Genomic DNA, 24,829 nt, shown 5'->3' on the forward strand with positions numbered 1-24,829 from the left:
AGGATCTAACCATGTCGCGGCTGAAGCATACGTCTTTTAAGCTTCTCGACTTCGTGAATTCCAAACGTTATCTGATATTTTTGCATGAGGTGAATGTATCAAATGATAAAATTAAATATAAAAGTAATGATCTTGATCTTATTTTTAATTTTGACTGCCTGTTCGGCCAGTAATGAAAAAGAGTCTTCTGACTCCATCTTTCAGGTTGGAATAGATGAGATTGAAAATGTTAAGGTCAACAAACCCTTTCAATTCGTAGGGTATTTGAAAAATTCATCAAAAAAGGCAGTGGAGATATCTCATGGTTCAGGCATGTTCAGTTACGAGATTTATAATGAAGCTGGCGAGAGAATCCTTCCAAATGCAACCGTGCTATTAGAACACGCTATTGGCTATCAGGTTGAGATTGGGCCAGGTGAAGAATATAGAAATAATGGACAAGAGCAACGAAGTAAGGAATATTATGAATTAGTTATCCAGCAGCCAGGCAATTACAAAGTTAAAACGCATGTCGAATTTATGATGAATAATGATGACAAGCAAAAGAAAATAAGCTTATCGAGTGAATCCAAAGAATTCAAAGTGCAGTAGAGGATTGCAGGGAATCTCAACATAAATTTAGCCGAGGTGATTTCAATGGAAGTACAAATACTCAAAAAACAAATTAGTGTAGAAGATTATATGAATCTCAGGGAAATCGTGGGATGGGGGAATCCTGAAAATATAGAGGCCATTGAACGTGGATTAAAGAACACGTTATATTCCATCTGTCTAGAGGTTGAGGAGCAGACCATAGGATATGGAAGAGTCGTGGGCGACGGTGGGTTTACTTTTTATATACAAGACATTATCGTGCTGCCTTCCTATCAGAGGATGGGGTTAGGCCATAAAATAATGGCGGAACTGATGGAGTATATCACCAGTACTTATCCGCCAGGAAGTTCAGTGGGACTCATGTCGGCAAAAGGCAAAGAAGATTTTTATAAGAAATTTGGATTCGTGGAGAGACCCAATGAAAGTTATGGTGCAGGAATGATCCAATACTTAAAGAAACCATAGTAGAGGTATTTCGAGCAAGAGGAATCCACCGCACACATAGCCGAAAGAAGTTCTTTAATGAGGAGGACCCTATATGATATTAGAAAAAGTTATAAGTCAAATTACCATACAAAGTGAATATAAGGATTTAGTTGATACGTATGTAGAGCATGTCCTGAACGAATTCAAAGATAAGATTCATAGCATTTATATGTGCGGCTCGATTCCCAAAGGAACGGCTCAACCTTTTAAGTCCGATGCAGACTTTACGATTGTATGTGCAAATCCCAAAGATATTGATTACGAAAGATTGTCGAATATCAAAGATAAGCTTTTGGAAGAATACCCATTTGTCACGAAGATGGATACGATTATTTGCTCGATGGATGATGTATTAAGTCGACCGAATGATTGGGGTTTTTGGGTTAAAATCATTTGTGTTTGCATACATGGGGAGGACATTGGTGAAAAAGTACCCCCGATCATTATCTCTCCGGAATTCATCTTAGACTTAAATACAGATACCAAGGAGGAAGTGGATCGTGTACATCGTTCACTTTCTAATGCTAGTGATGACGCGATGAAAACGAGATATACTAAAGGTTACTCGAAGAGATTACTTCGCGCATTATACTCGTTGATTATAGAAGATACAGGGGTATGGGAAGACGACATGACTAAGATGAAAAATGCGATATTAGACTATTGCGAGATTGACCCCGCTTTAGTTGAGTATCTATATGCTTGTTATTTGGATAGTTGTCATGTACCTGTTGAAGAGTTTCTGAGAAATGCAGAGGAAGTATATCGCTATTTCGAGAATGCTTTACATACAATGGCTGCATCCAGAAATTCAAAATGAATGCGAGGTGGGACAGATGAAGGAGGCTACTCCTAAATATGTTGAACAAGCATCCATGGAAAGTCTCATACAAAAGTTGAATCTGCCGCCACTCACTCCATTTTCACAGGACTGGGAGTATACGTCGGCTGATGCATCGAGATTAGATGAATTCATTACGTATTACGAGAATCATCCATTAAACGAAAATGAGAAATTTACACTGATGATCATTATGATCTCTTCATTGGATGACTACCTTTCCGAAGGAAAAGGAACGGATGATAAGGAACTATGGGATAGAATAAGACAAAATCTACGTAAAGACTATGAGTTACATATCCATACCATTAATTACTGGGCTCAAGATGAGAGCGATCTGGAAGATTGTTTTGCAGTCACACCCTATGTCAGAGAAATGCGAACCTAAACGAAGGTGAATACGACAATGATTGAAAAAGAAGAAATCATGGAGAGGTTATTAATAGCCGTGCCCTCCTATAAGGATAGATACGAACGGTACATCCAAGAGAACTATGAACCTGGAGAAGAGAGATTGATCTATGTCGATATAAGCGACTTCGTCAAACATGTTGTTGAGTGTTATCAACGTAAAAAAACGGATGAATTCGATGCATTATTTGAAGTCATTGAAGAGCTTCATACGAATGGAGATTCATTTGTTAAAGAATTTGCTACAGTCGGTATTCTTGAATCATTTCAGAACCAATTATTGGATAAGAATATCGAGTATAGTGAAGTTGAAAAATATTTAAAAGCGGAATCAAAACGATGGTGGAATCATGTAATTGATTATTGGAATGGAAAGACTCCATACATTGGAGGACCGATTAAGGAACAATCATAATGTTCTGGATACTGGTGATTTTGAAGCAACCCAAGAATCATTCAAAAGCCCGAAAAGGAGATTACGCTTATGAAAGTCACGCTTCGCTTTGTCTTACCTAGTGATGCTGAACATGTACAGCAATATGCAAGTTACCCTGAAATTTCAGAGACAAGCAACTTCCCTATCCTTATCCAGACGGAGCAGGTGAATCATGGGCAAAAATGGTGATTGCCAGACGTGAACAAGGAATATCCTATGTATTTACGATTTTATTGGATGATCAATTTGCGGGTGTCATGTCTTTAAATGCTGTGGATTTAACTGAGAAAACAGCAGAGTTGGATTACTGGATTGCAGTTCCTTTCTGGAACCGAGGCATAGGTACAATCGCAGCCCAAAAGGCTATTGCCTTTGCATTTCATGAATTGGATCTTCAAATTCTTAGAAGTGCATGTTTGGCGAGTAATAAAGGCTCGTTAAAGGTCCTTGAGAAGAACGGATTTGAAAAATTGAATGACTTTGTTTTTGAAGATGGTAAGTTTAAAGATAAAACAGGATGTAGACTTGAATTACATAGGTGACGACCTTTAGGTTGCAAATCCCGATGAGAATTTTACGGAGTCTGTGATTTGATTAGATTGAGTGAGCGGGAAAGGTCTTCATTCTCTACTTCAGCAAAATCCATTAAAGGAGAAGTGTTTATGCCTCGATTTCCAATTTTAGAAACAGAACGATTTGAGCTAAGACAGATCACGCAAAATGATTCGTTAGATGTATTTCAGTATTTTTCTTTGGACGAGGTTACCAGGTTTTATGATGTGGAGAGTTTTAGAGATATTAAATAAGCAGAAGAATTAATTCAGAAGTGGAATGAAAGATTTGAAAATAATCAAGCCATTCGCTGGGGAATCACGTTGAAGTCAGAAGGTAGGGTAATTGGAACATGCGGATTTCATGGTTGGATGAAACATCATTATAAAGCTGCAATTGGATATGAACTTTCGCCTGAGTATTGGTATCAAGGTTTTATGACTGAAGTGATTGAGAAGATTGTTGAATATGGATTTCATCATCTTGAATTAAACCGAATCGAAGCTTTTGTTGAACCAAAGAATGTGGGGTCAAGAAGAGTACTTGAGAAAACTGGATTCAGGGAAGAAGGGGTATTGAAAGAGCACTATTATTGGAGAAATAGCTTCGTTGATAATGTGGTATTTGCTTTACTTAAGAATGATTATAAAGGAAATGAGTAAAAGGAATAAAATCAGGCGATTGTTGATTACGACAGAAAAGAGAGGAATGATTCTATGAAGATGGCACTCATTTTATTCAATGGAGTAACATTTCTTGATTTTGTTGGTTTCTATGATGTTATCTATCGGTTGAATTTATTTGACCAAACCAAAGGAACGACCTGGGACATATGTGGATTGACTGAGGAAGTGACAGATGAACTTGGGATGGGCGTAAAGGTGAATGTCATAAAACCTGATTTATCTCAATATGATCTTGTTTTTGTTCCAGGAGGTATGGGGACTAGAAAATTAAAAGAAGACATTGAATTTGTGGATTGGATTCGAACTGCCGAATCGGTAAGGTACAAAATCTCGGTTTGTACGGGTTCACTTTTATTAGGCGCTGCCGGTTTCTTGAAGGACAAGATAGCAACAACCCATCCGAATGCATATGACTTACTTGAGCCGTACTGCAAAGAAGTAGTTAAAACGAGAATCATTAAAGATGGAAACGTGATCACTGCGGGAGGCGTAGCGACATCGATTGATTTGGGACTATATTTGATTGAATTGTTTGCAGGCCAAGAAGAGGCAGATGTAGTAAAGAAACAAATTGATTATCCATACACTGCAGTAGGAATCATTGAGGTTTAGTTTTTTCGAAGAGGGCAATTCAAAGGGAGAAGGAAATGAAAAAGAAAACGTATCTTGTTAATGTTGCTTATTTAATTGATTTGAGCGATGAAGAATACAAAGAAATGGGTGACCAATTGATCCCAGAACTTGAGAATGAAATGACAGTCAGGCAAAATCTAAAATTAAAATGGGAGAGTAGTTCTACTATATTACTTGATTCAGAGGTTATGAACTGTGGAAGGTGTTCGAAATGTAATTCGTGGGTAACCGACAGAGAAAAACCGGATTATATAGATGAACTAAACAACGGAGCGGTTGTCGATGATCGATTACTCTGTGATGAGTGTTTGCCAGAAGATCATAGGTGGGCATTCTAGAACGCTGTCTGGGTGCACGCACGAGAGTCATTTCCAGTAGGTGAATTTAGATGGACAAAATATATAAATGAGGTGAGAAGTTTGAAGTATTTTTACGGGGTGTTAACTATTTTAGGAATCGCATTGCCCTACATGGCGTTTATTCCTTGGATTGGTGAAAACGGATTCAATCTAACCATGCTATTGAGTGAAGCCAGACAGAATCGGATTAGTGAGTTTGCTTGGTTGGATGTGTTAATTTCGGCAGTCGTATTGATTGGGTTTATCATATATGAAGGAAAGCGAATTGGAGTAAAGCATATGTGGTTACCGATCATTGGAACGTTAACTGCTGGGGTTTCATTTGGATTGCCATTATTTTTATTATTGCGTGAAATTCATATGGATAAAATGAAAAATAAATAAACTTGTGGAGTGGTTATAGGTTAGTGGCGGATTCATGTAGTCCTAATCCAAATAAATCGTTGGTTACTTGTTGAGGTGATTATGGAGTGGTTATAGTTGAGACAGAGATTCTAATCGATGCTCCAATAGAGTTATGTTTTGATATGGCGAGAGATATTGATGTTCATACACAAACGGTCTGGAAACATACGAAAGAGAAAGCTGTCGCAGGAGTGACTTCTGGAAAGATTAATCATAATGATAAAGTAACTTTCGAGGCCAGACATTTTTTGATTAGGCAAAAGTTGACGTCAAGGATCACAGCGTACCAAGCTCCTTATTATTTTGTCGATGAAATGTTGAAAGGTGCGTTTAAAAGCTTGCGCCATGAGCATATTTTTGAAGAACATAACGGCAAGACACTCATGAAAGATCGGCTTACTATGGTGGCTCCGTTTGGAATTATAGGCTGGGTCACCGAACGACTCATTTTAAAATCATATATGAAGCGTTTCCTCATACATCGAAATCAGCAAATGAAATTACTAATAGAGATGCAAAGTAAATAGAGGAACGTGATATACATCTTTTTGAAATAGTCGTATATTTCATTTGTAGTTCGCAAAACATATGAGAAAACAAGATGCATCATGCCGGAGTTCAGTTCAGATTTTCGGAGATATCCCTCATAAACAAGGAGAAGTGAAGATGAGAAAACTCGTTTTATTTCTACATTCATCGCTTGACGGTTTTGTAGAAGGACCAAATGGAGACATGGATATTGGCTGGGTTTCTTACGATTCGGACTTGGAGAAACACGCGAAAGAAGTTCTGAGCACTGCTGACACGGTCATTTGGGGACGTGGGACGTATCAGATGATGCACGGTTACTGGCCATCTGTACGGTCGGACGCATCAGCTTCTCAGCATGAACGGGAGCATGCCGAGTGGATCGAGAAGACCGCCAAAATCGTTTTTTCCACAACGCTGGACGACGTCGAGTGGAACAATTCCCGGTTGGTAAAAGAAAATATCGAAGAAGAGATCAAAAATCTCAAACAGCAGCCAGGACAGGATATGGTCATACTCGGTAGTCCAAGGTTTGCACACTACCTTATGCAGCTTGATTTAATAGATGAATATAAAATTACGGTGTCTCCCGTATTAATCGGAAGTGGATTACCGTTATTCCAAGGTCTCAACCAGAAGATCAATCTTGAACTTATTGAAAATAAAACCTTTGATTCCGGTGCTCTAGGCCTCTTTTACCGGGCGATAAAATGAGGGATCTTCTTAAAGTAGAATAAAGGGAGAGAATTCCATTACACACGATCCAGTCTAAGATAAAATGATCTAAGGCTGGGTTCTTTTATAGATGAAAAAAATCTTCCACAATCTGCTTTTGGCGGAAAGATGTTAAAAAAATGAAAAGGAGCATAAACCGTGAGCGAATTTACTTCAGGAAGCGTAACATTAATGAAATATAAAGAGGAAATCCTTAAATATGATCCAATATACATAGATGATTTAAATGATCAATGGTTTGTATTCATCACTAAAGATACAGAGGTGAGTGAAGAAATTCCGGAAAGTTTAGTTCGAATTTCGGAAAAAATCCCAGTATTATATTTTTATAATTTCGAGGACCATGGTTGGGGTTATCGTTTAGTTTACAACTCAAAAGAGATTGCAAGTCTTCAAATCATATATGAATTAATAGATACGATAATTATAGAGCTTGCGGAAGAGAGGTATCCGGAAGAGGATCATATTGAGTTTTTATATGTCGACCCTAGAGGGGAGAGTATCCGAATAGAACTCATTGAAGAAGTCCAAAGCACGAATAAATATAATGAGGCAATCGCAAGACAGTTTATAAATTGCAATCTAGAGGCATTTAAAAGATTTGAAATTGCTGATGAACAAATACAACGATTAAGCCAAGTTTTGAATGCAAACTATTATTCTCAATTGGAATCTAAACATCAATTAGTAGAAGAATTTAAGGAAGTACTGAACATTCAAGAAATGAGTTGGATCCAAGTTGATCATTTGCATGAAAGTGAAGTGTAATGCCTGAATCACTCTACTATAAATATATAAAACCGGAGGTGTGGAAAATGAAGATTGAAGATGTTTACAACAATTTACCTGTGCTTGAGACTTCGAGAACGATACTTAGAAAAATTGAAAAGAATGATGTGCAAGATATCTATTCTTATTGTAGTGACCCGGATGTATCCAAATATACAACATGGCATCCGCATATGAAAATAGAGGATACAGAGAATTTTGTTGATTTCATTATAGATAAATATAATAAAAGCCAGATCAGCCCATGGGGGATACAAGACAAAACCACAGGCAAGATCATCGGAACTTGCGACTTTGTAGGCTGGGATATCAATCACCACAAAGCAGAGATTGGATACGCATTGTCAAGAGATTATTGGGGACAAGGTTATATGACGGAGTGTGTGAAGAAAATAATCGAATTTGGTTTTGAACATATGGATTTAGTTCGAATTGAAGCTAGATGTATATCAGCGAATACGGGTTCTTCAAGAGTCATGGAGAAAGCAGGCATGGAGTTTGAAGGGATTTACAGAAAGCATATATTCATTAAAGGGAAATTCGAAGACCTCAAAACGTATTCCATCTTAAACGAGAATTCAGCCAAGTTATTTGAAGCAAACTTTTCTACGCGATAACATAATAAAAGTAACTAAACCCTTTCATATGGAGGTTGATTATGGGAGTGCATAAAATAGAAGCTGTTTTTATTGATCGTGATGGTACAATCGGCGGTTCAGATGAAGTCCTTTACCCCGGAGAATTTGAATTGTTTCCATACACTGAAAATTCTTTAGAACAATTAAAAGCACTTGGAATTAGATTATTTGGATTTACGAATCAGCCGGGTATTTCAAGGGGGGAAGTGACAAAAGAGGTATTTGTAAAAGAAATGATAGATTTCGGCTTTGACGATGTTTATATATGCCCACATCAACATACAGATGGGTGTGATTGTCGGAAACCGAACCCAGGAATGTTACTTAAAGCAGCTAAGAAGAATCAATTAAATTTAAGCCATTGTATTGTAATTGGGGATAGATGGTCTGATCTATTGGCAGGTCATCATGCTGGATGCAAGAAAGTATTAGTTTTGACAGGAGCGGGGAATGAGGCTTTGAGCAAATATAGATATAAATGGTCGGATATAGAAGCAGATTTTATTGCAAAAGATTTCGAAGATGCAGTTAATTATGTTATTAGTCTTCACGGAAAGGAAACAGAAGACAGGGCTATCCGCTAAGCAATTTGGAGGGATAATATTGCGAGTAAGTACATTTCTCGAGGAAAAAGATTTTAGATTGATGGATGTGGAATACTTGTCTCCAGCAATCAAGGCGCTCATGGTCGATCATCACATTAAGGTCACACAAGGAGGAAGTGAAAATATTGCAAACATACATGTTCAATATAATGATAACTTGTCTTTTCAATGTAAAGTAATTGATTTATATCAGGAGCATTCACCAAAGATCGAATGGATCAAAAATAGTTACGTAACAGATACTTCGAATGATGATTTTGATTATGAGGATGTTATGCCACCTTTTGGTGTTGTAGAGTTATATGATTTTGATATGGAATGTAACTCGGATTGTACGAAAGTCATGCTGCAAGCGTTGTATCAACTAACGTTCAATTTCTTGCTGGAATATTTCAATGTGATTGTTCTCCATTCAAGCGAAGTTAGGAATGTTATAGATCATGAGAAAATGAGATTTAAGCGTTTTATGATACATGATGAACTATATTATAGGTCGACCGCTTACTGAGTATAAAGAAAAGTGAATTCATGCAACTGTAACGAAATTAGGTGGGAGGCGGGAAATTGCTCCAAAATATGATCCACATGATAAAAGGAAAAAACATAGAGGACATCAATTTGTCAGGGTTTATCAATTTAGAAGAAAATGGTGTGTATGAATTCACTCCAATGCTTACATTTGTATATGTCAAATTTGGAGAAGAATACTTGGAGTTTGCGTCCATAGAACAATATTCGAGACTAAGAATTACGATTGTGCCCTCGATCAGACATGATTTCGAATTGGTTGAAGATTTTTATCCAGCGGTGTCTTCGATCAGTGATGTGGTACTCATTAATCCTACGTCGCTGACGAATATGGTCTCGAGCATTGAAATTTTTAATATGGTAGAGAGAGAAAATGAAATGATATGTGATAGCATTTTGATTACGCTGAAGAATGAACAAGTGCTGTTTTTCGATCCAACGTTTCTCTCTGGCATTAATATAGGCGGAATAGAGCAGTATGAATTTTGGCGGATTCATCATGAAGAGGAAAAACAAGAGGTATACATCAAGATTTAAGGATACGATTGGGAGTATTACTCATTTTATTGCACTACATCAATCTAATATATTGGAAGTGGTCTTCAGTGAAGAAAGTAGCAGTCGCGAGCCTGTATTTTTTGAGTGAGGCAGAGGGCGGACAGAAGTCAGCAATTACGAAGGACTTTTCAGCACCTATCGTTTTTGATGTGGATCCAGATTTGCAATTTGGGCTCTGGAGTGCTGTCGTGAAGTTACATAGTCAACCGGATGAACATAGGGAAGCCAAGGCTGATCTGTACTATCTATTCCATAATTCAGAAGAGGTACCGAATCATCTGTTGGAACCCGGTAACCGTTTTTCACTACAAACGAATAAGACTATTGCCAAAGGCACAATAGAATATTTAAAAGAAGGATAAAAACATCAAACCCTGTAGTTTCGATAATATAAGGTACCCATTCGAGAGATCGAGCAATATGAAACAACTAACAACTTTTGGACGTCTATATTATGTGACCAATAAATATTAAAGGGAGACTGATATGGAGATGAAAAAATTGAAATATCGTCTTATTCTACCACTTATTCAATGTTGTTTAGTGATCGCCGCTTTTGTTACAAATAAGAGTATGCATAACGGGTCAGGGGAAGGCATGAATCAGATCATTGCCAACATCTTAACGAATATAGAGTTTTATTTAAAAACATTATTCGGATACGATGATATTGTTAATTACCATTTTAGATTTGTGACTACATTTCTGGGGATACTTATCTGGTTGTTCCTTGGTTATCTATTAGATGTAATGATGCAACCAAAACATAAATTGAAGTTGAATCCATCCAAAGAATGATCACTAGAGCAAGCGTATATAGTAGACCACATACGTACAGAAGGAGTTATGCATAAATGGTAAATCATATGACCACATTGGGATTTCGTGTACATTCCCCGGAAGATTTTGAAGATATCGCCGAGTATGCACTTTCAACTGGAACCAGAATCAAAGCTACCTATGGGCAATATGCTCTGGCTCTGGCAGGAGAAGGGATTGAGATATGGCTTCAGATAGATAAAAAGAATCAGGTTATCGGACTGAATCCACATTTCTCAGGTTCATCCCGTATGAAGATTGGACTTACCGCAGAACTAGAACCAGACGAAAACAATAAACTAGATGGCAGATTTCATGCTTGGGCCGAACCAGATGAGTCGATGGAGTCGGGAATTTATCCATTCGTTTTTGACCTGCCGAACCGAGGGGTTTACGGGCAGATTCTTATTCCACAGATGATACATGTACAATTGTCTGCATTCGCACATGAAGTGACGATCTATAAAGACGAAGAAGAATTTAACCTATCTCAGGATAGTGAATACAAATTTGCAGTGGAATCCTTTGTTCCATCCGGACTATTTAGTGAAGGTACGCCAAGTGCAACTGCCATGTTCACAGGAAGAATCGTAGAAACAGCAGAGATTGTTAATGAGCAGTCGAAGCTGCGGTTCACCTGGGCATTAGTCAAGACGTTAGGTGGAGAGATTGATGTTCTCATTGATCAAGAACTCGTTAACAAGGAAATGATTGTCGGGGACATTATCTCTGGTTCATTTTGGCTTAGTGCAAAGTTCCAAGATGAACCTATAATGAAGAAAAAGAGCAACGTGATTAACAGAATGTTTGGAAGAAATAAAGAGAAATGAACGAAATTTGATGCCAAACATGAGCCCCGCGATTCATTGTCGCGGGGTTTCTCCATAAGGTAAGATGGAGAAGAAATGTAATCTTTTTACTATGAAGCATGATTGAATCGGATGGATCAAAAACAGCTAATCTGAGGAGTGATCACGAATGGATATGAAGAGTCAGAGCGGTGATTTTCTTGGTAGAATTCAGATGGAATCGCAGGAGAGTGATTACGTCGTAGATCAAATTATACGTACTCTGAAACCCGGTGATGGAAAGGCCATTTACATTGCAAATGCTGGAGAGCACCAATTCACCCAGCAGACGAATTATGCTGCCGTTGAATGGGAGCACGGACTGGAGCAGTTGAAGGAAACGCTGACGGAGTGGCAACCACAGTTTCCGGCCCATGCGGGAGTTGAGAGTATTCAGGTCTATTATGGATTCGATAATCTGACACCTGATGAGATTGAAGCTATGGCTGAAGAGAGCAGAACCACAGGACAGCAGGTCGTGGTCCGCGATTTGCATCCAAATAACAAACTTGTAGGTGTCCGAATCCGTTATCAAGGAGAAGGGGCACTGACCCTTCACATTTTTGGGACAACCAAAAGCCGAGTTTACCTGTCTGAGGATGAATTGTCTCGGGTGAAACCACTACGCGTTCGGGACGCGGAAGCATTTTATTTTTCAAATCACGGAATGGATCGGTTGATCTGGATTGAGGCTGGAAGTAGCGGAAAAGCGCTACAGTATGAACTGATCGGGCAGCAGCAGTCCGCAGCAGCATTAATTCAAATCGCTGAAGGGATGAGCATAGAGTCTTAGTTAAGCATCGAAAAGAAAGGGAACAGATATGAATAACAGAAGATGGGCATTACTTTCAACGATTATTGTGATTGTAGCCGCAATATTTATTTATCAGTATTACAAGTCGGACTCCACAAGCGAGGCAATAACAGAGAAGGTTTTGAACCAAGATGGGTATACCGTCACGCTGAGATCAGAACATATTCCTGTTGAAATTTTTGTAAAACCGGAATGGATTAATTTTAATGTCGATGAACCCATGAACAAAGATATCCAAGCAGCCGAGATCCACAACTCGACGCTGCTACTGGATGTGGTGAACAGAGGTAACGATATTTATTTTTCGTTTAGAACGATCTTTAATATGAACAATCCTTCGGGCGTATTTATATATAATGGATACTTTACTGAAGAGGGAATTCAAACTTATACGGATACAAATGTGAAATTGTACGATAAAAATGGTGAAGAAATCGCAGTAAGTCAAACAGGACTTGGTCCAGGTGCAGCATTTTCCTTTGGAATTGAGGAGGAACAACAGAAGCTTATCAAGGAAGGGTTCTATATGAAGTATGATGATTTTAATGTTTATAATTATATGAAAAAATAGCAGCCCATCATGACTGAGTTCAGCGATCAGATGCGCCTTGCCATGAGGTAAATGGATGGGTGTGTGAAGCAATATATGGAGGATATCATGGATATTGTAACCAAGCAGTTGAAGCTGGAAGAGCTTAGTGATTTGAAATATGAAGTCCATATTGGAGATTCGAAGGCAGTGAAATATTGCAGGATCATGATTCTAAAGTTCATGGGTGAATATGGATATGGTTCTGGGGGGAATTCAGATGCCATCTATATGTGTGCCATAGGCAAAGCGGTGTTAGAAGCCTGGGAACCAGCGGGTTTGATCCTGGATTTCAGTGAACTGACCTATGAATGGGGAGATCAGTTAGAGGATGTGTTCTATATTGGTGAAGATCAGTATCGCAACATTCCTTTTCCAGTAGCACTTATTGTAGGCGAACAGTCGGAAGAAGCGATCAGAACGTTAATATTAGGGGTATATAGTGATCAGACCACCGAAGACATTGACTGGGTGCACCGTGATCTGAACAGTGCGTGGAGATTCATTGAGGAGAAATTGACGGAGTACGATCGAGATAAACGATTGTAAAATCTGCCGTGACAGCCTTTTAAGTATAAATCCAAATGAAAAAGCCCCAACGTTGGGGCTAACTCCAATTCCATGCTAATTCATCGATAAAGGCCTGTGGGAGGGATAAGATAGAGTCACATGGTTAGGAATCCTGATTCAGGTTGTACTTTTTCATAACGAAGTCACGGAACGTCGAATACTCAGATAATTGTTGTGATGAGGAGGACTCAGGTAAGCTATATTGGCTTACGCCTTCCAAGTTGAATTTTCCCAAGTTATCATTAATCAAACCGTAATCACCATAGGAGTTTCTCAGCAAAAAAAGCACACTTGGTTCATTCTTCTGCAGTTCTACATAATCATTTGCCGTGTACTTCACATTTTCATCCAGGCTGACAGGTTCGATGATTGTCAATTCAGTTTGATCTGAAGGGAAATCCTCAGGTTTCTTTAGTATTTTCGTGATCTTTATATTGGTGTTGGTGTGAAAGGACTGCATGGCTCCATCATCGAATGCAGTTATGACATGCTCACGATCCGCAAACCCGTCTGTTGCATAACCAATCACGATGAATTCAGCGAACGCATGTAGCTTTTCCACTTCACTGAAGGTGATGGAGTTGGCCGGTAGATGGACTACGGTATAAACACTTTGCTCCGGTTTGGATTGAACATTCATATATGTGAAGATCGATAGAGTGACAACGGCTATGCATACAACGAATATCAGAATAGATCTCTTATGGAATGAAAACATCAGCTTATCCTCTCTTAGATATTACTTTTCTCCACTTCTACTATCACATATATGAGAATTCTTGTAAATTATACATAGGAGTATGAACCGATAGATGAATGGATTTTAGAGATGAGACCGAAGGAGTTTTTCTATGAAAACGATCATTTATATGGTTAGGCATGCGGAGTCGCCATACAATGAAGGAACGGAAAGAACAAGAGGACTTACCTTGAAGGGCTGGGAGAATGCGGCCAAAGTAACCGAGATGTTAAAGGAAGAAGGAATACATACCATCATCTCAAGTCCGTATGCCAGGGCTGTTCTAACTTTAGAGGGGCTGGCAACGGCTTTGGGGCTAGGTATGCAGCTCATGGAGGATTTGCGAGAAAGGCATTTTTCAGATGAGGCTGTTGCAGATGAGGATTTTAGCGCGATTACGGAAAGAATGTTTGCTGATCCAGAGTATGCATTGCCCGGAGGCGAGTCTAACAAGGTGTGCCAGCATAGAGCTGTGAGTGGTTTGAAACAGATTTTAGAAGAGTATTCTGGGAAAAAAGTAGCAATCGGCACACACGGACATGTCATGACGTTAATGATAAATGCCTTTGATCCCACGTACGGTGTGGAATTTATCAATCAGATCAAGAAACCGGATATCTATCAATTACAATTTGACGGGATGAAGTTAGAGAAAGTGACTAGACTGTGGGAAGAATAGGAGATGGTTCCGATGAAAATTGAACCTACCAAAGAGTTTGCTTGTAAGCTGGGGATCATGCTTGAGAGCAAATTAATCTGGTACAAGCACTTCCACCCGTTTTGTGATGACGTTATTCTGGAATACGAGAAGCCACCATATTGGATCATTGAATTAGCAACGGTGAAATATCAAGGTGACGCGATTGGCATCGTTAACAGATATATTCACTCCGAACCTTTCGTCGATGAATATCTGAACTCCTTACACGACCATTACATCGCTTGTTTGTATATGAAGTACGATCGAAGAGAAATATCCTGGGCCAGTTTTCTGCTCGGTTCCGGACAGTATGCCGATCATTACCAGGCAGTGAAAGTGGAATGCGAATATTTCTATGAATTATTAAATGAATATGAGGCTGAAGAGTTCGATATGGAGCTTGAGCACAAAAAAAGTGAAGAGATTCGGGATACGTTTCGGAACGAGATCACGGAAATGGAAGAGATCTATGATGTGTTTAGGAATTATTTTAAACAATATATCAGGAAGGAAAGAGAAGCATGAAGCTTTTTCATGGAAAAGAAACCGACGATGTACCGCGGATGCCTGCGATGCCGTCTATTTGTACACCTCTGGGCACCGTGGAATTCTCGCTTTCGGTCTCAAACCAATCCTATCTTGCAACAGATTGCGCCAAGCTCAGCAGCGGTGGATGGTTGTATAAGTATTACTACGACTTGTGGGACTGCGAACTCGCGATTTGTAGAGTAGATGTAGAACTTGCTTGCGATCAGGCAGTAGAGGAATGCTGGGGAGCTGTATTCCGAATCAAACCAAAGAATGATCACCAGATTGATGAGTGCAGCTTCACAGCCTTGTGGGAAGAGGGTTATAACTGGACAAGCTGTGGATCGGATACAGGAGAAGGACTCGAAGCGATTGAGTATAAAAATCAAATCGATCGGTTACATATGGGTACACAAGACGGAACCTTGTTAATGATGAGGAGAAACCAAGGGGATCGGATTCCGAAATCCTATGGTGAAGGTATGGATGTTGAAGCACAGGGGTACATCCTGAGTTCTGGAAAAGGGATTAGTGTGCCCATGTCACAGATAGAATCGGATGAAATATGTGAAATTCATGTTGTAATCGCTTGGAAGAAGTATGTAGAAGACGATGTGTCTACCTGGTTCGCTGTGGATCAATTTTCAAAGGATATATTAAGAGGAGAAGGACTCAGATAAGCAACACCAATTTAATAGATAAGGGTGAACCCTATGGAACGAGGACTCATTATCTTTTTAAACGGAACGTCCAGTTCAGGCAAGACAAGCATTGCGCTGGAAATGAAAAAGCAGGGGGAAATGCCGTTGCATCATCTGTCCGTAGATCAATTTTTTCAAAATTACGATCAGTTCATCGATACGACATATCCGGATATGCAGCCAACAAGAGAAGTGGAGCCGGGTGTGATGTCAGATATCCTATTTGGCCCGATTGGCTCATTGTACTTCTCAACTATTAAACTATTTTCGGAGCTGGGCCTGAATGTAATTGTGGATACGGTCATCAGTGATGACAAGTTTTTCAATGATTTTTATGATTTGCTTGCCGATTATCCGATACTGTTTGTTGGTGTTCATTGCTCCAAAGAAGAACTTACCAGAAGAGAGCAAAGCAGGGGGGATCGCGAGATCGGGCTAGCCCATTCCCAGTTCGATTACATATACGCTTACGATGAGTATGATCTGGAAGTGAACACGGAAGAACTCAGTTCAGCTGCGTGTGCGGAAAAGATATTAAGTTATATGAATTCCGGGCAAGAGTACTCGGCATTTAAGAAGTTAATTCGAAGATAACTATATAAGTTGAACTATTTATTTACACAGAAACGGAGAGGACAGAAAAAACCTGAAAAAGCGAAGCGGTCGCCTTTATCATCGGATTTGTCCCTTTAGAAAAGGGAATCAAAAAAATCCGGGGATAACAGCGATGGGAAGGTTATTCTGTCGTCGGAGTACTTCGCGTAAACATCTTTAGTTGAACTTATATAGAAGATAAGTGAAGGAAAGGGCGGCTAGTTATAGTTTCATAAGGATGTTAGACATGTTGAACCTAACGATTCTTCGTTAGGTTTTTTTCTTGTATCTCCGAGATCACCCCTAGATAACGATAAGGATCAGATTTAGTGTAGAAATCGTCTATATTATTGCAAGTGGGCACTGACGGTACTGTTAAGGCGAAGCGAGTTGTAATCGCACCCATCGAATATTTTATTTATATATAGAATTGTTCTATAAGTAAACCCGTTGACGATGTTCCTGTTGGAATGCTATTTTTAGATCAATTAATTCCTAGTTAACATGTAAGAATTAGTGGTTTAAAATAATCGCACACATAACGGGGGAGAAAAACATGAAAAAATGGTCTGTTCTAACACTTACAACCGCAATCGTATTGGCGCTCACAGGATGCAGTACCGGGGGAGACACCAAGACAGCATCGGGAGCTGATGGAGCGAAGGAACCAACCAAGATTATTGTGGGAACAGGCACGCAATTTCCGAATGTCGCTTTTATTGACGAAAATAACAAGCTGACGGGATATGATGTAGAACTTGTCAGAGAAATTGATAAACGACTGGATGATTACGAGTTTGATCTGCAGACGATGGAGTTCACGAACTTATTGCTCAGCCTCGAAACGAACAAGATTGATATGGTTGCGCATCAGATGGAGAAAAACCCGGAGCGCGAACAGAAATATTTATTCAATAAAGAAGCGTATTCCCACTGGAAGAACAAAATCGCGGTTCTCAAAGATGATAATGCCATTCATTCCATTGATGATCTGAAAGGCAAAAAAGTGTTAACGACAGCAACCAGTGCCCAGGCCATCTTGCTTGAAAACTACAACAAGGAACACGGCAACGCACTAGATATTGTATATTCAAGCGGTGTGGCCAACGATTCCATCGCACAGCTCAAGGCTGGACGGGTTGCAGCATTTGTAGCGGCGGATTTTACGCTTCCACTTATTGATCCGAGTGGCGAGCTGAAACTGGTGGGTCCTGCACTTAGTGAATCGGACACCCTGTTTATGTTCCGCAAGGATGATCCGGACGAGCAAAAGCTCGCTGACCGCATCGATGAAGCACTCAAGGAAATCAAGGCAGACGGTACGTTGAAGAAACTGAGTGAGCAGTGGCTTGGCTTTGACGCTACGCAATCAGAAAGCAAATAACACGTAGACGAAAGGCAGGTCGCAGCGATGGGTGCACCATTTGAATTCAGTTATGTCATTGACTACTTTGTAAAGCTCCTACCCACCATCAGTACTACGCTTCTAATTGTAGTTAGTGCAATGGTGTTTGGTCTAATCATCGGTTCCATCGCGGCACTGCCGCAGATGTACAATATTCCGGTGCTGAAACAGCTGTCTAAGCTGTATGTGTCCTTTTTTCGCGGTACACCGATCTTGATTCAGCTATTTTTGTTCTATTACGGTGTGCCGGAAATTTTGGGCTTGTTCGGTATTAATGCGAACCGTGCACCTGCAATCTACTTTGTCATTCTGACTTACTCGCTTCATAGCGGAGCGTTTATGGTAGAGATGATTCGGGCTTCCGTCGCTTCGGTGGATCGGGGCCAGGTAGAAGCTGCTTATGCCATGGGCATGTCTGGCCCGCAAGCGTTCTTCCGAATCGTATTGCCGCAGGCTTATGTGACGGCATTGCCTATATTCGCCAACATGGTCATTGGCAGCCTGAAGGATACATCCCTTGCCTTCAGTGTCGGTGTCATGGAGATGACGGGCAAATCGTCTACACTGGCAACGATCTCTCGTCATTTTATTGAAGCGTATATCTCGCTGGCACTCATTTATTTTGTTTTGAGTTTTGTGCTGGAGCGGGTGTTCGGTGTGCTTGAGCGGAGAGTGCAGAAGAGGGGGTTTGCTCCGATATGAGCTTTGATCTTTCCTTTGTATGGACCGCTTTCGTGCAGCTTCTCGGTGTCATTCCGATCACACTGGCCATCACGGTGGTCTCGGTGGTTCTCGGTTTTATCATCGGCACAGCGGTGGCACTTCTCCGCCAGTTTCGGATTCCTGTACTCAGCCAGCTAGCGACTGCCTACGTTACGTTTATTCGCGGTACACCGATGATTACACATCTGCTTCTGATCTATTTCGGTTTGCCGATGATCATTGACAGCGTGTCTTCGTCACTCGGACTTGGGTTCAATTCATCGTCTATTCCATTGATCGGCTTTGCTTACCTGTCATTCTCGATTACCGCGGGTGCTTATGCGTCAGAGATAGTCAGATCCGGCTTGCTCGCGGTGGATCGCGGTCAGATCGAAGCGGCGTATTCACTGGGTATGACAGCGACGAAGGCATTGCGCAGAATTGTGTTGCCGCAGGCTTTTGCAGCCAGTCTACCCAACATTTCAAACATGCTGATTGGCATGTTGCATGGATCTACACTGGCCTTTGCGGTCTCGGTGGTGGAGATTAACGCCAAGGCACAAATTGTTGCATCAACCAACTGGAAATTTTTTGAGGCGTACGTGGCGGCAGCTCTCATTTTCTGGGGGCTGACCATCATGATTGAAAGACTGACCGCAGTGGCAGAGAAGCGGTTCAGATCGTACAACCGGGGAGGCGTGTCATGATTGAACTCAAGCAAATACACAAAAGCTTCGGAGACAACAAGGTGCTGTCAGGAATTAATCTGAATGTGGCGCGCGGAGAGGTCGTTGCGATTCTGGGGCCCAGTGGATCAGGTAAAACAACGCTTCTGCGCTGCATTAACTATTTGGAAAAACCGGATTCCGGGCATATCACACTCGGTGATTCTACCTTGGATTACGGCAAGCACGCCAAAAAGGACATCCATGCCTTACGCCAAAAATCAGCGATGGTATTCCAGCAATACAATCTGTTCCGCCACAAAACAGCGCTGCAAAATGTAATGGAAGGACTTGTCGCTGTTCGCAAAGTGGCTAAAGAGGAAGCACGGACGCTGAGTGTCGCCCTGCTTGAAAAGGTAGGTCTCGGGAACAAGCTTGATTCATACCCCAGTCAGCTTTCAGGCGGACAGCAACAACGCGTCGGGATCGCCCGGGCGCTGGCGATGAACCCTGAGGTGATTCTGTTTGACGAACCGACCTCCGCGCTGGACCCGGAACTTGTAGGTGAGGTGCTGGCGGTTATTCGCCAGATTGCCGAGGAAGGCATAACGATGATCATCGTGACTCACGAAATGGGTTTTGCACAGGAAGTGGCGAATCACGTTGTATTTATGGATGGCGGGGTCATTGTGGAAGAAGGAGAGCCGAAGCAGCTGTTCCGCTATCCGAAGGAAGAGCGGACGAAGCAGTTTCTCAAGCGCATTACGCCGGATAGTGGGTACTCCATATAAGAAAACGGGATCAGAAACATGATAAAGAATATCTAAGGGGGAAGAGAGATGTCCTTTACATTAGGGATTTTGGATCAGAGCATTGTATTTCCGGGCCAGTCGGCCGCGGAGGCGTTGAAAAATACCGTCGAAGTGGCGAAGCTTGCAGAATCACTTGGATATGACCGGTTTTGGGTAGCGGAGCATCATGACTCGGAAGGGGTTGCCGGTTCATCGCCAGAAGTGCTCGTTTCGTATCTGCTCGCACAGACTCAAAAAATCCGGATTGGCTCCGGAGGTGTCATGCTCCAGCATTATAGCCCATATAAGGTGGCGGAAAATTTCAATGTGCTTGCGACACTGGCTCCGGGGCGCGTCGAAATAGGGATCGGGCGTGCTCCAGGCGGCTTGCCGCGTTCCACAAAGGCGCTACAAAAGGGAATCGCCGAGTCGGAAACGTTGGATGACAAACTGGTAGAACTGAGAAACTTCCTGAACGCCCCCGCAAGTGAAACCCATGCGCAGCCAGGGCTGACAGCACATCCGTTGCCGGGACAGCCGGCACGTATTTATATGCTGGGCACGAGTGTTTCCAGCGCGGAACTCGCAGCCAAGCAGGGGCTACCTTATGCGTTCGCGCTGTTTATCAACAGTGATCCCGAAACGGCACGCATCGCACTGGATACGTACCGCACGCAGTTTAACACGGAACATGGCGGAGAGCCTGAAGCCATTCTGGCCTTGTCGGTCATTGCTGCAGACACGGAAGAAGAGGCAAATGCGCTGGCGGGACAGCACAAAACGGTGCGTGCAACGCTGGCGAGTGGCAAAACCGTGAATGTGCAGACGTTGGAGCAGGCAGCGGAATTTGCAAGGCAAGCGGGAGAAACGTATACGGCGGTTGAGCGCGAAGCGGACATCACACGCGGGACCAAGGAAACCGTGCGGAAGCGTCTGCTTGAGCTGTCGGAGGAATATGGCGTAAACAGCTTTGTGTTTACAACGATTATTCCTAATTTTGAACAACGGACACGTTCGTTCCAATTGCTTAAAGAAGCATTTACGGGGGAGCTGGTGTAAGCACAGCAAATCCTATCATCCGTATTTTAGTTAAACTTATATAGATCGGAGAGCGGTGATCATGGGGAACACAACAGTGAAGACAGAATCAATTATATCGGCATATGTACACGCTTATGAAGAGATTGAGCAGGAGATTGCGGGTCTGACCGAGCAGCAGTTGAGATGGAAGTCTTCTCCATCCTCCTGGAGTGTTACCGAAGTGCTGGCACACCTGGTGGACCACAGTATCGTCGTATCCTTCCGCATTCGGGAAATATTAGCGGGATCACCGGCGACGCTGCCTGGTTTTAACCAGGATGCATGGGTTGCCGGACAAAAGGCAAATGAGGAGCAGATCTCTCAGCTGATTACGATTGCTAATGGTCTGGTCCAGTACAATTCAGGACTACTGGAGCGGCTAAGTGAGGAAGAATGGGAGAAAACAGGCGTTAACTTCAAAGGCGAGACGGTATCTCTGACCGCGATTATTCCGGGTTTTGTCGCTCATGTGCAGAACCATCTCAACCAGATTCGCAGAATCAAACAAGAGTTGGTCGAAAAGAAGGTGCAGTAATAGGAAATGCGGTGGTCAGAGCAACGGGAAGGCAGGCATCCGGTATGTCTAAGTCCGTTATGTCTATGATTCTATGATGGATAAGGATCTGGAATTGAATAAGAAGTGACCTGGAAGAGTTGAATATGAGTTCAGATGAAAGTCAGGAATTGGGCCAAATCTTTCTTTTAGCGTTGTCCTGCCCTGATAAGTAGATTTCATTAATATTCCCATAAGTATTAGAGAATGAAATGTTGAAGTCCTTATGACCTCTAATCGGAAGTTTGCTGCCTTTGATCTGGATGGATAATGAATGATCATGATGTGTAATGTTGTAACCGTGATATTTGCTGATACTGTCTCCAAATCCACCTTGTATCGTAATAAGTTCAGGAGAAACTTCAGTCTTGGTAACCATAATCTCTTCCGGATCGACAACCTTGTTCAACATATAAGATCCAATGACAATAGGAAAAGCAATAATGGCAACGGTGAAAACTATAGTGATATACTTCCTATTTAGTCGCATACTCATGATTCACCTCATAGTTAGATGATATGAATCGATGTCTCAGTTATTATTGGGGCATCGATTCTTTGGTTTTTGATCAGATGATGTGACTGTACTAGGAGTTAGAAGCATTGGCTTTATTTGAATGATATACTAAATAATTTAAGATAGATAGAGATAGGGGGAGGGCACTGAATGGAATCTAAAGCGTTGACTCCAGAAAAGCATATTCAACAAATGTTACATACCATCATTGAGAACGCACAATCCATCATTAGCGGTCAAGGAAAGCAATCCTTCGGCTCTCTGGAATGTTTCCTGGGACATATTTTAGAGTATCGGGATGAAAAGCGATTCCTGACAGAGGATTGGCATATCCGCACACCGCGCTGGCTGGGGGAGTATGGCAATACGCCGGAGGAAGAAGAGCTTCTTGCAGACATTTACCGTCTACAGGCTTATATTGCTAAGAAATTAAAAGGTGCATAGTGGATAGGTGAAATATCAATCATGATGTCGCATTAGTCCGACTGAAATGTCGCAAAAGTACATGGTAACACGATACACAGATCGTTTATACTCTCTTTATGTTTCGATAATGAAAATCATTATCACTAGTATACATAAGGGGGATTTACAAATGAAACAAGGAACACAGGGGCAAGCGGCCGGAAGCAAAGGCTATGCTGCTCACAAATCACGATTACTCATGGGCTTGATGCTGGCCCTGATTCTTGTCCTGACGGCGTGCGGTGCCGGAACAGGTACAGATAGCGGTAAACAATCTGAGGCAACACCTTCGGATACACCTGCAAGTACAGAGACGAAGACCGATGGCGCTTTTCCGGTAACAATCAAGGGTATGAAGGGTGACATCACTCTAAACGAAAAACCGAAGAAAGTTGCCGTGCTGGATGTTAAGTTTTTGGATCAAATGTTAGCCGTTGGCGAGAAGCCGGCAGGTAGTGTTATCGCTGGAGGGAACACTGATTTTCCAGAATACTTGGGTGATCAGGCAAGTGGCGTAGAAGTTCTGGGTACACGGGACGAGCCGAACCTGGAAGCCATTGTTGCACTCGACCCGGATCTGATTATCATGACCGACTTCCAAGAGAAGCAGTATGAGAGTGTGAGCAAAATCGCACCTACCCTGGTACTCGATTTCTACGAAGACTGGCGGGATACGTTAGCTACAATAGCTAAAATTACGGACAAGCAAGACGAAGCAGAGAAAGTGCGCACAGCTTATGAAGAGAAAGTGGCAGGAATGAAAACCAAACTGGCTGAGAAGCTGGGTGACGAGACGGTAGCATTGATTCGTCCGCGTAAAGAAGGTATCCGTGTTCATGGCATCGAGCACCGCACAGGTGGTATTCTGTATAATGATTTGGGCTTGAAAATGCCTGAACTCGTCGCGGGAATCAAGGATGACACTTCCGTAGAAATCTCGATGGAGAAAGTGCCTGAGATTGGAGCGGATCGTTATTTTGTACTGTCGGATGAGCTGTTTGCCGCAGAAGCTGAGGCGATGGTGAATAATCCGGTATGGAAGTCTCTAGATGCAGTAAAAAATAACCGTACTTATGATGTAAACTCCACACTTTGGATTGCATACTACGGACCGCTTGCGATTAATCTGATTGTAGATCAGGCGTCGGAAGCCCTGCTGGGATCGAACTAATATGAGCCGATATCTCTCAACAGACGTATGGAAAGAGACGGTGGAGGATCATTCGATTTTGCTTGGCGAGCCGCCTCAACATAGTGTCCGTAGCATTGCGCTGAGTGAGCTGCATGACGAAGAGGCGTGCCGAGAGTATATCAGCTGGTTTCAACATTATATCGATGCACCAGACATGAAGGTTGCCGCTTCCATGTTAGCCAAGCGAATTGGCTATTTATGGACGACTCCGCTCGTGACTGCGATGACATATCATCATCAGCATGTAACCTTTCAGCTGGAGAACAGCTTTCTCTATCATCCGAAGCTCGAAGAACATGAGGGCGGTACACGTTTTCCTTTTCTAGCGGTGAATGGGCTTAAGGCTGAAGAACTGACGGGAGACAGGCACGTATGGCGGGAAAAGGCGGTCCAGGAGATGTTTGCGGTACAGCTTACACCACTGTTAAAGACACTGGCTGCGATTGCGCCCCTTTCGATGAGCGTTCTCTGGGAGAATATCATGGTACGGATCGGGCGACTGTTCGCTCCTGATGAAGGTGAGACGGAGCAGGAACGTAAGACCATTCGAGAGGACTTCTCCTATCTGACGCAGGTGGCGTCCGGGCAAGTGTTTGGTGAGAGGAAGAATCCATTGACCCGTTTCACCGATTGTAAGGACAATGTACATGTTGCCAAAAGTGATCGGCTCACCTGCTGTTTCTGGTACCAGATGTCAGGGGAATATTGCCTCAAATGTCCGAAAATTGACAATGAGAAAGAATCTCAACTACAATGACAACAGCAATGATTAT

The 24,829-nt window shown here is 41.9% G+C and carries 37 protein-coding genes and 1 pseudogene; 36 read left to right on the forward strand and 2 right to left on the reverse strand.

Translation table 11 applies throughout. The features are described from left to right. Nucleotides 1-102: 102 nt before the first annotated feature. From FS818_RS00335 to FS818_RS00440, 23 genes and pseudogenes are all read left to right on the forward strand, one after another. Nucleotides 103-591 carry a hypothetical protein gene (locus tag FS818_RS00335; RefSeq protein WP_145328574.1) on the forward strand — a complete coding sequence of 163 codons (489 nt, stop codon included), beginning with the start codon at nt 103-105 and terminating at the stop codon, nt 589-591. Between the two features lie 45 nt (nt 592-636). Continuing rightward, a complete protein-coding gene (locus tag FS818_RS00340) occupies nt 637-1,059 on the forward strand; it encodes a GNAT family N-acetyltransferase (protein ID WP_145328576.1) in 423 nt (140 codons plus the stop codon). Nucleotides 1,060-1,132: 73 nt separating this feature from the next. Beyond that, nucleotides 1,133-1,900 (forward strand): nucleotidyltransferase domain-containing protein, encoded by a 768-nt coding sequence (locus FS818_RS00345; protein ID WP_145328578.1) that lies wholly within the window; start codon nt 1,133-1,135, stop codon nt 1,898-1,900. A 16-nt stretch (nt 1,901-1,916) separates the two neighbouring features. After that, nucleotides 1,917-2,309, forward strand: coding sequence for a hypothetical protein (locus FS818_RS29140; RefSeq protein WP_260984459.1), 393 nt, complete (start codon nt 1,917-1,919; stop codon nt 2,307-2,309). 18 nt (nt 2,310-2,327) lie between these two features. Then, nucleotides 2,328-2,747 carry a DUF7674 family protein gene (locus tag FS818_RS28635; protein WP_186331475.1) on the forward strand — a complete coding sequence of 140 codons (420 nt, stop codon included), beginning with the start codon at nt 2,328-2,330 and terminating at the stop codon, nt 2,745-2,747. Nucleotides 2,748-2,816: 69 nt separating this feature from the next. Then, nucleotides 2,817-2,957, forward strand: a complete 141-nt coding sequence (locus FS818_RS28640; RefSeq protein ID WP_186331477.1) for a hypothetical protein — start codon at nt 2,817-2,819, stop codon at nt 2,955-2,957. After that, entirely contained in the window at nt 2,951-3,310 is a 360-nt protein-coding gene (locus FS818_RS00360) for a GNAT family N-acetyltransferase (protein ID WP_145328580.1), read from the forward strand. The genes FS818_RS28640 and FS818_RS00360 overlap by 7 nt, the downstream gene beginning before the upstream one ends. 120 nt (nt 3,311-3,430) lie before the next feature. Further along, a pseudogene (locus FS818_RS00365) lies at nt 3,431-3,982 on the forward strand (GNAT family N-acetyltransferase). Nucleotides 3,983-4,036: 54 nt separating this feature from the next. Beyond that, nucleotides 4,037-4,618, forward strand: coding sequence for a DJ-1/PfpI family protein (locus FS818_RS00370; protein WP_145328582.1), 582 nt, complete (start codon nt 4,037-4,039; stop codon nt 4,616-4,618). 35 nt (nt 4,619-4,653) lie between these two features. Beyond that, on the forward strand, nt 4,654-4,977 hold the full coding sequence (locus tag FS818_RS00375; RefSeq protein WP_145328583.1) for a hypothetical protein: 324 nt from the start codon (nt 4,654-4,656) through the stop codon (nt 4,975-4,977). A gap of 72 nt (nt 4,978-5,049) precedes the next feature. After that, a complete protein-coding gene (locus tag FS818_RS00380) occupies nt 5,050-5,382 on the forward strand; it encodes a DUF2834 domain-containing protein (RefSeq protein WP_260989753.1) in 333 nt (110 codons plus the stop codon). Nucleotides 5,383-5,468: 86 nt separating this feature from the next. Continuing rightward, complete coding sequence (locus tag FS818_RS00385) at nt 5,469-5,930, forward strand: SRPBCC family protein (protein WP_145328587.1); 462 nt, start codon at nt 5,469-5,471, stop codon at nt 5,928-5,930. A gap of 139 nt (nt 5,931-6,069) precedes the next feature. Further along, nucleotides 6,070-6,645 carry a dihydrofolate reductase family protein gene (locus FS818_RS00390; RefSeq protein WP_145328589.1) on the forward strand — a complete coding sequence of 192 codons (576 nt, stop codon included), beginning with the start codon at nt 6,070-6,072 and terminating at the stop codon, nt 6,643-6,645. A gap of 159 nt (nt 6,646-6,804) precedes the next feature. Continuing rightward, nucleotides 6,805-7,434, forward strand: a complete 630-nt coding sequence (locus FS818_RS00395; protein WP_145328591.1) for a hypothetical protein — start codon at nt 6,805-6,807, stop codon at nt 7,432-7,434. 47 nt (nt 7,435-7,481) lie between these two features. Beyond that, nucleotides 7,482-8,072, forward strand: coding sequence for a GNAT family N-acetyltransferase (locus tag FS818_RS00400; protein WP_145328593.1), 591 nt, complete (start codon nt 7,482-7,484; stop codon nt 8,070-8,072). Between the two features lie 47 nt (nt 8,073-8,119). Then, nucleotides 8,120-8,677 carry an HAD-IIIA family hydrolase gene (locus tag FS818_RS00405; RefSeq protein ID WP_145332697.1) on the forward strand — a complete coding sequence of 186 codons (558 nt, stop codon included), beginning with the start codon at nt 8,120-8,122 and terminating at the stop codon, nt 8,675-8,677. 19 nt (nt 8,678-8,696) lie between these two features. Continuing rightward, complete coding sequence (locus FS818_RS00410; RefSeq protein WP_145328595.1) at nt 8,697-9,206, forward strand: hypothetical protein; 510 nt, start codon at nt 8,697-8,699, stop codon at nt 9,204-9,206. Between the two features lie 161 nt (nt 9,207-9,367). Beyond that, complete coding sequence (locus tag FS818_RS00415) at nt 9,368-9,763, forward strand: hypothetical protein (RefSeq protein WP_145328597.1); 396 nt, start codon at nt 9,368-9,370, stop codon at nt 9,761-9,763. A gap of 68 nt (nt 9,764-9,831) precedes the next feature. After that, nucleotides 9,832-10,146 (forward strand): hypothetical protein, encoded by a 315-nt coding sequence (locus tag FS818_RS00420; RefSeq protein WP_145328599.1) that lies wholly within the window; start codon nt 9,832-9,834, stop codon nt 10,144-10,146. Nucleotides 10,147-10,638: 492 nt separating this feature from the next. Beyond that, complete coding sequence (locus FS818_RS00425; protein ID WP_145328601.1) at nt 10,639-11,433, forward strand: hypothetical protein; 795 nt, start codon at nt 10,639-10,641, stop codon at nt 11,431-11,433. Nucleotides 11,434-11,581: 148 nt separating this feature from the next. Beyond that, nucleotides 11,582-12,244: a hypothetical protein gene (locus tag FS818_RS00430; protein ID WP_145328603.1), complete on the forward strand. Its 663-nt coding sequence runs from the start codon at nt 11,582-11,584 to the stop codon at nt 12,242-12,244. Between the two features lie 28 nt (nt 12,245-12,272). Beyond that, on the forward strand, nt 12,273-12,836 hold the full coding sequence (locus FS818_RS00435; protein WP_145328605.1) for a hypothetical protein: 564 nt from the start codon (nt 12,273-12,275) through the stop codon (nt 12,834-12,836). An 87-nt stretch (nt 12,837-12,923) separates the two neighbouring features. After that, nucleotides 12,924-13,403 (forward strand): hypothetical protein, encoded by a 480-nt coding sequence (locus tag FS818_RS00440; RefSeq protein WP_145328607.1) that lies wholly within the window; start codon nt 12,924-12,926, stop codon nt 13,401-13,403. A gap of 124 nt (nt 13,404-13,527) precedes the next feature. Here FS818_RS00440 and FS818_RS00445 read toward each other — a convergent pair whose 3' ends face one another. After that, entirely contained in the window at nt 13,528-14,064 is a 537-nt protein-coding gene (locus FS818_RS00445) for a hypothetical protein (protein WP_145328609.1), read from the reverse strand. Between the two features lie 211 nt (nt 14,065-14,275). On the opposite strand from FS818_RS00445, the gene FS818_RS00450 reads away from it, so the two are divergent. From FS818_RS00450 to FS818_RS00495, 10 genes are all read left to right on the forward strand, one after another. After that, nucleotides 14,276-14,842, forward strand: coding sequence for a histidine phosphatase family protein (locus FS818_RS00450; protein WP_145328611.1), 567 nt, complete (start codon nt 14,276-14,278; stop codon nt 14,840-14,842). 12 nt (nt 14,843-14,854) lie between these two features. Continuing rightward, nucleotides 14,855-15,388, forward strand: coding sequence for a hypothetical protein (locus FS818_RS00455; RefSeq protein WP_145328613.1), 534 nt, complete (start codon nt 14,855-14,857; stop codon nt 15,386-15,388). After that, complete coding sequence (locus FS818_RS00460) at nt 15,385-16,071, forward strand: hypothetical protein (protein ID WP_145328615.1); 687 nt, start codon at nt 15,385-15,387, stop codon at nt 16,069-16,071. Before FS818_RS00455 ends, FS818_RS00460 begins: the two co-directional genes overlap by 4 nt. Nucleotides 16,072-16,104: 33 nt before the next feature. Next, on the forward strand, nt 16,105-16,686 hold the full coding sequence (locus FS818_RS00465; RefSeq protein ID WP_145328617.1) for a chloramphenicol phosphotransferase CPT family protein: 582 nt from the start codon (nt 16,105-16,107) through the stop codon (nt 16,684-16,686). Between the two features lie 556 nt (nt 16,687-17,242). Next, a complete protein-coding gene (locus FS818_RS00470) occupies nt 17,243-18,070 on the forward strand; it encodes a transporter substrate-binding domain-containing protein (protein ID WP_145328619.1) in 828 nt (275 codons plus the stop codon). A gap of 27 nt (nt 18,071-18,097) precedes the next feature. Continuing rightward, nucleotides 18,098-18,793 carry an amino acid ABC transporter permease gene (locus FS818_RS00475; protein ID WP_145328621.1) on the forward strand — a complete coding sequence of 232 codons (696 nt, stop codon included), beginning with the start codon at nt 18,098-18,100 and terminating at the stop codon, nt 18,791-18,793. Beyond that, a complete protein-coding gene (locus FS818_RS00480; protein ID WP_145328623.1) occupies nt 18,790-19,500 on the forward strand; it encodes an amino acid ABC transporter permease in 711 nt (236 codons plus the stop codon). The genes FS818_RS00475 and FS818_RS00480 overlap by 4 nt, the downstream gene beginning before the upstream one ends. After that, nucleotides 19,497-20,249, forward strand: a complete 753-nt coding sequence (locus tag FS818_RS00485; RefSeq protein WP_145328625.1) for an amino acid ABC transporter ATP-binding protein — start codon at nt 19,497-19,499, stop codon at nt 20,247-20,249. The genes FS818_RS00480 and FS818_RS00485 overlap by 4 nt, the downstream gene beginning before the upstream one ends. 48 nt (nt 20,250-20,297) lie before the next feature. Then, nucleotides 20,298-21,308, forward strand: a complete 1,011-nt coding sequence (locus FS818_RS00490) for an LLM class flavin-dependent oxidoreductase (RefSeq protein WP_145328627.1) — start codon at nt 20,298-20,300, stop codon at nt 21,306-21,308. Nucleotides 21,309-21,369: 61 nt separating this feature from the next. After that, nucleotides 21,370-21,864 carry a DinB family protein gene (locus tag FS818_RS00495; RefSeq protein ID WP_145328629.1) on the forward strand — a complete coding sequence of 165 codons (495 nt, stop codon included), beginning with the start codon at nt 21,370-21,372 and terminating at the stop codon, nt 21,862-21,864. Between the two features lie 142 nt (nt 21,865-22,006). On the opposite strand, the gene FS818_RS00500 is transcribed toward FS818_RS00495, so the two are convergent. Then, nucleotides 22,007-22,378, reverse strand: coding sequence for a hypothetical protein (locus FS818_RS00500; protein ID WP_145328631.1), 372 nt, complete (start codon nt 22,376-22,378; stop codon nt 22,007-22,009). Between the two features lie 171 nt (nt 22,379-22,549). Here FS818_RS00500 and FS818_RS00505 point away from each other — a divergent pair, with 171 nt between their 5' ends. The 3 genes from FS818_RS00505 to FS818_RS00515 all read left to right on the forward strand — a co-directional run bounded on the left by FS818_RS00505 (nt 22,550) and on the right by FS818_RS00515 (nt 24,813). Beyond that, the gene (locus FS818_RS00505) at nt 22,550-22,843 is read left to right on the forward strand and encodes a hypothetical protein (RefSeq protein WP_145328633.1); all 294 of its coding nucleotides are present in this window, start codon (nt 22,550-22,552) and stop codon (nt 22,841-22,843) included. Between the two features lie 151 nt (nt 22,844-22,994). Next, nucleotides 22,995-24,035: an ABC transporter substrate-binding protein gene (locus tag FS818_RS00510; protein ID WP_145328635.1), complete on the forward strand. Its 1,041-nt coding sequence runs from the start codon at nt 22,995-22,997 to the stop codon at nt 24,033-24,035. A gap of 1 nt (nt 24,036) precedes the next feature. Next, entirely contained in the window at nt 24,037-24,813 is a 777-nt protein-coding gene (locus FS818_RS00515; RefSeq protein WP_145328637.1) for a (2Fe-2S)-binding protein, read from the forward strand. The last annotated feature ends 16 nt before the right edge of the window (nt 24,814-24,829 follow it).

Origin of the sequence: Paenibacillus xylanexedens (genome assembly GCF_007680605.1) — a bacterium.
Lineage (GTDB): Bacteria > Bacillota > Bacilli > Paenibacillales > Paenibacillaceae > Paenibacillus > Paenibacillus xylanexedens_B.

What these genes read in the sequence shown, in the direction of transcription:
- FS818_RS00335 (WP_145328574.1), top strand. Translation starts at nt 103, where the DNA reads ATGATAAAATTAAATATAAAAGTAATGATCTTGATCTTATTTTTAATT.
- FS818_RS00340 (WP_145328576.1), top strand. Translation starts at nt 637, where the DNA reads ATGGAAGTACAAATACTCAAAAAACAAATTAGTGTAGAAGATTATATG.
- FS818_RS00345 (WP_145328578.1), top strand. Translation starts at nt 1,133, where the DNA reads ATGATATTAGAAAAAGTTATAAGTCAAATTACCATACAAAGTGAATAT.
- FS818_RS29140 (WP_260984459.1), top strand. Translation starts at nt 1,917, where the DNA reads ATGAAGGAGGCTACTCCTAAATATGTTGAACAAGCATCCATGGAAAGT.
- FS818_RS28635 (WP_186331475.1), top strand. Translation starts at nt 2,328, where the DNA reads ATGATTGAAAAAGAAGAAATCATGGAGAGGTTATTAATAGCCGTGCCC.
- FS818_RS28640 (WP_186331477.1), top strand. Translation starts at nt 2,817, where the DNA reads ATGAAAGTCACGCTTCGCTTTGTCTTACCTAGTGATGCTGAACATGTA.
- FS818_RS00360 (WP_145328580.1), top strand. Translation starts at nt 2,951, where the DNA reads ATGGTGATTGCCAGACGTGAACAAGGAATATCCTATGTATTTACGATT.
- FS818_RS00370 (WP_145328582.1), top strand. Translation starts at nt 4,037, where the DNA reads ATGAAGATGGCACTCATTTTATTCAATGGAGTAACATTTCTTGATTTT.
- FS818_RS00375 (WP_145328583.1), top strand. Translation starts at nt 4,654, where the DNA reads ATGAAAAAGAAAACGTATCTTGTTAATGTTGCTTATTTAATTGATTTG.
- FS818_RS00390 (WP_145328589.1), top strand. Translation starts at nt 6,070, where the DNA reads ATGAGAAAACTCGTTTTATTTCTACATTCATCGCTTGACGGTTTTGTA.
- FS818_RS00400 (WP_145328593.1), top strand. Translation starts at nt 7,482, where the DNA reads ATGAAGATTGAAGATGTTTACAACAATTTACCTGTGCTTGAGACTTCG.
- FS818_RS00415 (WP_145328597.1), top strand. Translation starts at nt 9,368, where the DNA reads ATGCTTACATTTGTATATGTCAAATTTGGAGAAGAATACTTGGAGTTT.
- FS818_RS00425 (WP_145328601.1), top strand. Translation starts at nt 10,639, where the DNA reads ATGGTAAATCATATGACCACATTGGGATTTCGTGTACATTCCCCGGAA.
- FS818_RS00430 (WP_145328603.1), top strand. Translation starts at nt 11,582, where the DNA reads ATGGATATGAAGAGTCAGAGCGGTGATTTTCTTGGTAGAATTCAGATG.
- FS818_RS00435 (WP_145328605.1), top strand. Translation starts at nt 12,273, where the DNA reads ATGAATAACAGAAGATGGGCATTACTTTCAACGATTATTGTGATTGTA.
- FS818_RS00440 (WP_145328607.1), top strand. Translation starts at nt 12,924, where the DNA reads ATGGATATTGTAACCAAGCAGTTGAAGCTGGAAGAGCTTAGTGATTTG.
- FS818_RS00445 (WP_145328609.1), bottom strand. Translation starts at nt 14,064, where the DNA reads ATGAATGTTCAATCCAAACCGGAGCAAAGTGTTTATACCGTAGTCCAT.
- FS818_RS00450 (WP_145328611.1), top strand. Translation starts at nt 14,276, where the DNA reads ATGAAAACGATCATTTATATGGTTAGGCATGCGGAGTCGCCATACAAT.
- FS818_RS00455 (WP_145328613.1), top strand. Translation starts at nt 14,855, where the DNA reads ATGAAAATTGAACCTACCAAAGAGTTTGCTTGTAAGCTGGGGATCATG.
- FS818_RS00460 (WP_145328615.1), top strand. Translation starts at nt 15,385, where the DNA reads ATGAAGCTTTTTCATGGAAAAGAAACCGACGATGTACCGCGGATGCCT.
- FS818_RS00465 (WP_145328617.1), top strand. Translation starts at nt 16,105, where the DNA reads ATGGAACGAGGACTCATTATCTTTTTAAACGGAACGTCCAGTTCAGGC.
- FS818_RS00470 (WP_145328619.1), top strand. Translation starts at nt 17,243, where the DNA reads ATGAAAAAATGGTCTGTTCTAACACTTACAACCGCAATCGTATTGGCG.
- FS818_RS00475 (WP_145328621.1), top strand. Translation starts at nt 18,098, where the DNA reads ATGGGTGCACCATTTGAATTCAGTTATGTCATTGACTACTTTGTAAAG.
- FS818_RS00480 (WP_145328623.1), top strand. Translation starts at nt 18,790, where the DNA reads ATGAGCTTTGATCTTTCCTTTGTATGGACCGCTTTCGTGCAGCTTCTC.
- FS818_RS00485 (WP_145328625.1), top strand. Translation starts at nt 19,497, where the DNA reads ATGATTGAACTCAAGCAAATACACAAAAGCTTCGGAGACAACAAGGTG.
- FS818_RS00490 (WP_145328627.1), top strand. Translation starts at nt 20,298, where the DNA reads ATGTCCTTTACATTAGGGATTTTGGATCAGAGCATTGTATTTCCGGGC.
- FS818_RS00495 (WP_145328629.1), top strand. Translation starts at nt 21,370, where the DNA reads ATGGGGAACACAACAGTGAAGACAGAATCAATTATATCGGCATATGTA.
- FS818_RS00500 (WP_145328631.1), bottom strand. Translation starts at nt 22,378, where the DNA reads ATGAGTATGCGACTAAATAGGAAGTATATCACTATAGTTTTCACCGTT.
- FS818_RS00505 (WP_145328633.1), top strand. Translation starts at nt 22,550, where the DNA reads ATGGAATCTAAAGCGTTGACTCCAGAAAAGCATATTCAACAAATGTTA.
- FS818_RS00510 (WP_145328635.1), top strand. Translation starts at nt 22,995, where the DNA reads ATGAAACAAGGAACACAGGGGCAAGCGGCCGGAAGCAAAGGCTATGCT.
- FS818_RS00515 (WP_145328637.1), top strand. Translation starts at nt 24,037, where the DNA reads ATGAGCCGATATCTCTCAACAGACGTATGGAAAGAGACGGTGGAGGAT.